We start from the raw sequence: 6,237 nt of genomic DNA, 5'->3' as shown, positions 1-6,237 counted from the left end.
CTTCAATAGTCGTACTATTTACTCGCACTGCAATTTGAGATGTCTCTCTGTTAAAGCAAATCTGAGGTGGTTTTTCAATATCTCCATAAATAATTGAAGATGTTTGAAGTCCAGAATCAATTTCTTCTAATTTACTTTCTATTTCACCTGTTTGAATATTTATGATTTTCGGAAACTTAAACATATCCCAGGCTTGTCTTTCATTTATTGCGAATAAATTTCCGAATTCCCCGTTGACTTTTATTGGTGATGTAATTTCATTTTTAATAAAGTTCCAAATTGCAAGATGCTTTTGTGGTAAAAGTGGCGGCACTTCATCATCGAAAGGCTCTTCATCTGTTGAAGCAATAAGTATTCTGTCGTTGTCTATAAAGCTAGCTGAATTTATTTCTGTTCCAAAGTTTGGATATAAAAAACTTTTGTCCAATAGCTGTGGATTTTTTAAACATTCTTCTATCTCAAATAATTCAACTGTATCAACGGGATGCCATGCCCAACCACATACCATTAAATACTTGTTATCCGGACTAATTGAAAGTCTTGAGTGAAAAATATCTGATGGATTTCTTCCTGGAATATTTGAAACAACTTCACCTGTTTCTACATTTTCAAAGTCAAGTCGACAATAATCAATTGGACAATGAACTAAATACGTCTCATTGTCAACAGTTACAAATGCCGCCGGAAATTCATAGGTCTCTGCATTATAATGGGTGCGATTAATCTCCCGTATTATTTCGCCATCTTTCAATAAAATACCTTTTGTTCCTAGACGTTTATAAATAAAAGCATATTGCCCATTTTGAGAAGTAATCGAAGCGTCGAAACCAAAAGCATAATGATACTTTGCAATTTGTCTTTGTTGCCCATCAGAAGAATATAATTGCCCTGCAGAAACCCAATCTACAATATCGCCGTTAAGCCAATCAATTGTTTTTAAGTAATTTGTTTTAAATGTTTGTCGTGTCATAATTGCAGTTTACCTATCAAACAATTCCTCTAATTTAAACTATTGATTAACGCCCTTTCACCTTATATAAAGAATTTTCAGATACTCCAATCGAAAAACAAAGCTAATGCTAGACTAACTATTAAATAGATTGAGTTTTACTTTCTCACGTTCAATTTCCGCTATGAGCTCCTCTTCCGTAGGTAAATAAGGCATATATTTGGTAGCGAAAAGTCTTGGGTTATCATTAATCACAGAATATTTCACTACTGTTTCACTTTTTTCCGTGCACAGGATAATACCTATTGTTGGATTATCACCTTCTGGTTTCTTTAAATCGTCAAACATTCGTCTTTACATGTCCATTTGACCAACATGCTGATGAGTAAGTTTCCCAGCTTTTAGATCAATCAAAACGAAACATTTAAGTAAATAATTATAAAAGACCAGATCAATAAAAAAATGATCGATCTCCGTACTTATCCTAAACTGTCTGCCAACAAAGGAGAAGCCTTTTCCCAGCTCCAATAAAAACTGCTGCAAATTTTCAATTAATGCTGTTTCAATTTCAGACTCATTTGCAGTCGCAGGTTGCTGAATATTTAGAAATTCAAAAATATATGGATCTTTAATAAAGTCTTCAGGTCTCTGTTTCTGTAATACCTTACTATCTTTTTGATTTATAGTTTTATCATTCGAAGATAGAAGCCTATGATAATAGAAGGTGTTAATGTTCCGCTCCAGAGTTCGAACACTCCAGTTCTCTTCAGCCGCTTCGTTTAAATAAAATCCTCGCGCAGCCTCATTTTCAACCCTCATAATTAACCGGTTATGGCTCCATGTCAATTTGCTACACAGTGTGTAGCAAATCTCATTATCGCGGTAGGTGAGATAAAATTGGCGAAAATTACGCAAATTAGAATAAGAAAAACCTTTCCCAAATTCAGTTGTCAAAGCTTTAGAAAGTTCTTTTAAAATACCTTCTCCATAAACAGCTCTTTCTTCACCATGTTGTTCTTGCTCAACAATACGTTTTCCGATCAGCCAATATGCCTCCACCATAGCCGCATTCACAGCAGTGTAAGCATTTTGTCTGGCTGCAGTTAGTATACCCCTGATTTCATCAATATAATTGGTCATACTTCAAATTTAAAGAAAACAATCGATGAGGAGCAAACATCTGTGATATAATAGACCAGACGTGATCCAAACTAAAAAGGTTACAGATATTAATCTGCAACCCCTTTAATAATTTTCCTAAGAAATTTTAACACTATACTACCGCAGTGTTAAAAACTGTACCGTAAAGGAGGATTACTTTGAACATCTGGAGCGCTTCTGCATGATTCTGGATCCAATTATTCAGGACTTAAAAAGTAAAGGTTTTATATAAATTGTGAGCATGGAATTTATAAATTTAGTTTATGCGCACCCCTATATCCCATAATATAGAACTAGAAAATTTGCGTATTTGTAAGCAAATACTTTTGAAAAACAATAATCGGCCTTTTGCTTTTAGCAGTCAATGATTTCTACGCATGCGTAATCCAATATTGGATAAGATGATTACCTACCTTTGATGATTTATAAATAAGTTAGCACTAAATTTAATATATGACTGAGGATCAAATTATTATTTATCAATCGTCAAATGGCGAAACTGCAATAGATGTAAAGCTCCAAGATGAGACTGTTTGGCTCACACAGGCGCAAATGCAGTTACTTTTTGACCAGACAAAGCAGAATATAAGTCTACATATAAACAATATATTTAAAGAAAATGAATTAACCAAAGATGCAGTTGTCAAGGAATCCTTGACAACTGCCAAAGACGGGAAGAGATATAAAGTCAGGTACTACTCTTTGGATGTAATCATATCTATTGGTTATCGAATTAAATCAAAAAAGGGTACACAGTTTCGAATATGGGCTAATAACGTATTGAAAGAATATCTCATTAAAGGATACGCCATTAATCAAAAACGGCTCAAAGAGCAGGAAAAGCTGGGTATTTCGCTTAAAGTGGCTCATTCATTTCGGGTCAAACTGGCCACACAAACGATTGCTGGGCGTCCCCGAAAATTATCAAGACTGAATTACAAATATAGCAGACGAACTTTATCTATATCTAAACACTCGTCAGCATGACATTTTCGTCGGATTTAAATTAAGCTCCTATAAGCCACCAAAATGTGCTTCTGGAGTTCCCACCCAGCCCACCTCTAGATCAGCATCCTGAGGCCCTAATACGGCAATACGAACCAAAAGCTCATGAACAGAGGAGGAGGCAAATACTGGCTAACGATGCCGAAAAGGCCATTTTATCCCGAAAGATGGTGATCAAGTTCGGGCGAAAGCAATTGTCAGTTTAAATGCGGAAAGCGTGGCCATTATCGCCGAAACATGCAGTTACAATTCAATCTAAAAAAGCGAGTATAAAAACACTATTAGTACTTTCATCCAGAAACAATACAGTAAATGATTTGAATAACAGAACACAACATATAGTACTGAGAAGAGCACTGAGAAAATCGATGCACGAAGAGATAAAAATCAAATGTCAAAAAGACGAGAAGTTCATCAAATTCATAACTCAAATCATAGCCGAAATTGTAAAAAGTAGAGGCAAAACTGAAAAAAATGTTCTAAGCTAATCTGCTAATGGAATTGAAGCTCGATTTATTTTAATGAAAAACAGGCCAAATCTTAATGAATTGGTAGTCAAAATGATGCAAAAACAGGTGAAAAATATCTCCAAAATCTGCGATTTTGAAGTGTTTGAGAATCAAAAAATTGCAAAATCAAATTCTATAAAAATGCAGCAAAAAGAGCTTTAAAAAGAGCAATTTTTAAAACATAAATAGCTAACAATCAAATTGTTAGCTATTAAAAAAGTGTACCCATCAGCAGGAATACTTTGAACATTTAAATCGCTTTTTATTGCTTATAGAACCCATAATCGAAGATTTGGAAAGTAAAAAATTCATTTAAAAATTAAAGTGTTTTAGATCTTCTCAAGACAGGACTAACCTTGAGAAGATTACTTTAGAACTAAAAAGTTGGCAATTATGAAAAATTGTAGTTTTGGTTTTTAGATTGGAAACTACAAGCTATTGATCCCTTTTCGCCAAAAAACAATTTACCGATCACCTTCTCATAATTAATCAATTTTGAGATATTTCAAAATTGGCTGAACGGGGTCAATCAAATTGGTTTGTCCAACTTACGCTTATAATCATCCATTCTTTGGAATTGCGGGATGATGTATATTTTTAAGAAATACCTCTTAGATACTAAAACATATGGGGGGGGGTAGTGTCAGAATTAGCTAGACCCGCTAATAATACTATCGATGATGCTATTTGACAGTTCGTTCAGCTTGCCTTGAGAATCTGCTGTCACCACGTTAGTTACGATGAATATTCCAACTTTTTGATTGGGGTAAAGCGCTATCCACGAAGAATGCCCAAAGCTGCTTCCATTATGATATAGCATTTTCTTTTTCTTGTCATAGTCATAGGTATTCCAGGCATAGGCCCTTCCGTACTGCATGCTCCCCGCTAATCTATCCATGGCTTGTTTAACTACTTTGTCATTACTTTCCAAATACATCCTCATGTAATTAAGCATAGAATTTGTTGAAGACTTCATGCCTCCGGCATACTTGTAAAATCCATTTATTAGGGGCACAGGCACTCCATCACTGTTTTTCCCAAGAGATATGTTCGAATTTTGACCGTATTTTAACTCCGAAAAAGTCTGTTGCTCACCAGAACGCGAAAAGACATATTTTTTGAACAGCTCTTGGAAAGACAATTGGTAAACATGTTCTAAAATATAACGGACCAACTGAATTCCCACACCAGAATAATGGTAATTGCCCGAATTGTCGATTGGTTTTATAGTTTTTAATGCCTTAAAAAAGTCGGCCTCCTTAAAGTGATCAAAACACACGGCCTGTTCAGCTGTTGTTTGTCCTTTTTCGTCACAATTCATCACCAAAGGAAGCCCAGAGGTATGGGTAATCAAATGCCTAAAAGTGATGGGCTTGCCGTTGCTTAGAACCAGGTTTGGATATTTGCCGTCCAGGTAATTCCTTACATCGTCGTCGAGCTTAATTTTATGGTCATTAACCGCCTGAGCTAACAACAATCCGGTATAGGTTTTTGTAATCGAACCTATTTCATATACGGTATTTCCATTTGGTTTTTTTCCATTGCTTAATTTACCATAATGAAATTGGCGGGCTGTGCCTTTGATATAGATCACGCCAGAAAAAGCAGTATAACCTGGCAGTTTCATCAACTTGGCAACTTCTTTAGCCACGATCCTTTCGATCGAATCTTGGGCAAGGGCTTGCTGTTCGGAAATTAGGTAATGTGTTCTTCCAAACACACTGGATATGAAAAACAAAAGACAAGCTAAAAAAAGGAAGTTTTTAGCCTTTTTAACGGGCCTGAATAATCTTTCGCTACTCATAAATCACATAATTTACTTTATCAACACCTGTATTACCTGTTTTTTTATCATAGGCATATAAAGTCAGTTCGTAGTTTCCGCCAACATTAATTTGGGTATCTCCCTCAAAAAGGTTGGTCGAAATAAATGACATTTTAACGTCTCTAATGTATTTTCCGTCCTTTTTAAGCATTCCTTTCACCTCGAACTCTTCGGCATTCCAAACACCTCCTTTTTCTATTACACAGCCACACATCATGACCACATTTGCCTGAAATTGGAATGGCTTGTCTTTAATTGAATTTAACGAGAGGTATTGATGGGTTCGGGGCTTTAATATGTCGATGATAAATCCTGGGATTTCTAAGATAATGCCATCACCTAAAATATCTTTTCCGGGAATCAGCCATAATTCGGTACTTACCTTCGCCTGTGCCTGTTTGCTATTGAAGGGAGAAACGACTTCTATGCTCACAAATGTAGGTTCGTTAATATCAATTGCGGCCAGAAAGCCTGCTGTTTGACCATCAACAATTGAACTTTCCCTTGTTTTTGGAGTTTTCATAATCAGATCTGTATTTCCAGTGCTTCCGGTGGTTTTTCCTTCAGCTAAAATTTGTTGGTTTGTCTTGTTTCTAATGATCACGTAGGCACCGCCGAGCGAGCTTCCTATAAATTTTGCATCTCTTGCTTTTGCTCTTATTACTTCCTTCAGCTAAAATTTGTTGGTTTGTCTTGTTTCTAATGATCACGTAGGCACCGCCGAGCGAGCTTCCTATAAATTTTGCATCTCTTGCTTTTGCTCTTATTACTATTTTTGTTTCAGTGGC

General features: G+C 35.8%; 4 protein-coding genes and 2 pseudogenes. 1 reads left to right on the top strand and 5 read right to left on the bottom strand.

The features are described 5' to 3' along the window. Positions 1-970: hypothetical protein (locus AC1DG9_RS21540; protein ID WP_477635209.1), on the bottom strand; the 970-nt coding region annotated here is incomplete at its 3' end. Between the two features lie 114 nt (positions 971-1,084). Continuing rightward, positions 1,085-2,089, bottom strand: a pseudogene (locus AC1DG9_RS21535) (PDDEXK nuclease domain-containing protein). A gap of 474 nt (positions 2,090-2,563) precedes the next feature. Between AC1DG9_RS21535 and AC1DG9_RS21530 the strand changes: the two are divergent. After that, entirely contained in the window at positions 2,564-3,097 is a 534-nt protein-coding gene (locus AC1DG9_RS21530; protein WP_337715255.1) for a virulence RhuM family protein, read from the top strand. A 1,176-nt stretch (positions 3,098-4,273) separates the two neighbouring features. Here the strand turns inward: AC1DG9_RS21530 and AC1DG9_RS21525 are convergent. The 3 genes and pseudogenes from AC1DG9_RS21525 to AC1DG9_RS21515 form a co-directional block, all read right to left on the bottom strand. Beyond that, positions 4,274-5,428, bottom strand: coding sequence for a serine hydrolase domain-containing protein (locus tag AC1DG9_RS21525; RefSeq protein ID WP_337715258.1), 1,155 nt, complete (start codon positions 5,426-5,428; stop codon positions 4,274-4,276). Then, positions 5,421-5,972 carry a hypothetical protein gene (locus AC1DG9_RS21520; RefSeq protein ID WP_477635208.1) on the bottom strand — a complete coding sequence of 184 codons (552 nt, stop codon included), beginning with the start codon at positions 5,970-5,972 and terminating at the stop codon, positions 5,421-5,423. Before AC1DG9_RS21520 ends, AC1DG9_RS21525 begins: the two co-directional genes overlap by 8 nt. Before the next feature lie 70 nt (positions 5,973-6,042). Further along, positions 6,043-6,237 (bottom strand): annotated as a pseudogene (locus AC1DG9_RS21515) (hypothetical protein); the annotation flags it as partial.

The organism is Pedobacter sp. 05L430 (assembly GCF_056397585.1).
Note: the sequence above shows the minus strand (reverse complement) of the source record. Positions and strands in the feature narration are given on the sequence as shown.

Excerpts from the sequence above, each read along its gene's own strand:
- AC1DG9_RS21525 (WP_337715258.1), bottom strand. The coding sequence starts at position 5,428 with ATGAGTAGCGAAAGATTATTCAGGCCCGTTAAAAAGGCTAAAAACTTC.
- AC1DG9_RS21520 (WP_477635208.1), bottom strand. The coding sequence starts at position 5,972 with ATGAAAACTCCAAAAACAAGGGAAAGTTCAATTGTTGATGGTCAAACA.
- AC1DG9_RS21530 (WP_337715255.1), top strand. The coding sequence starts at position 2,564 with ATGACTGAGGATCAAATTATTATTTATCAATCGTCAAATGGCGAAACT.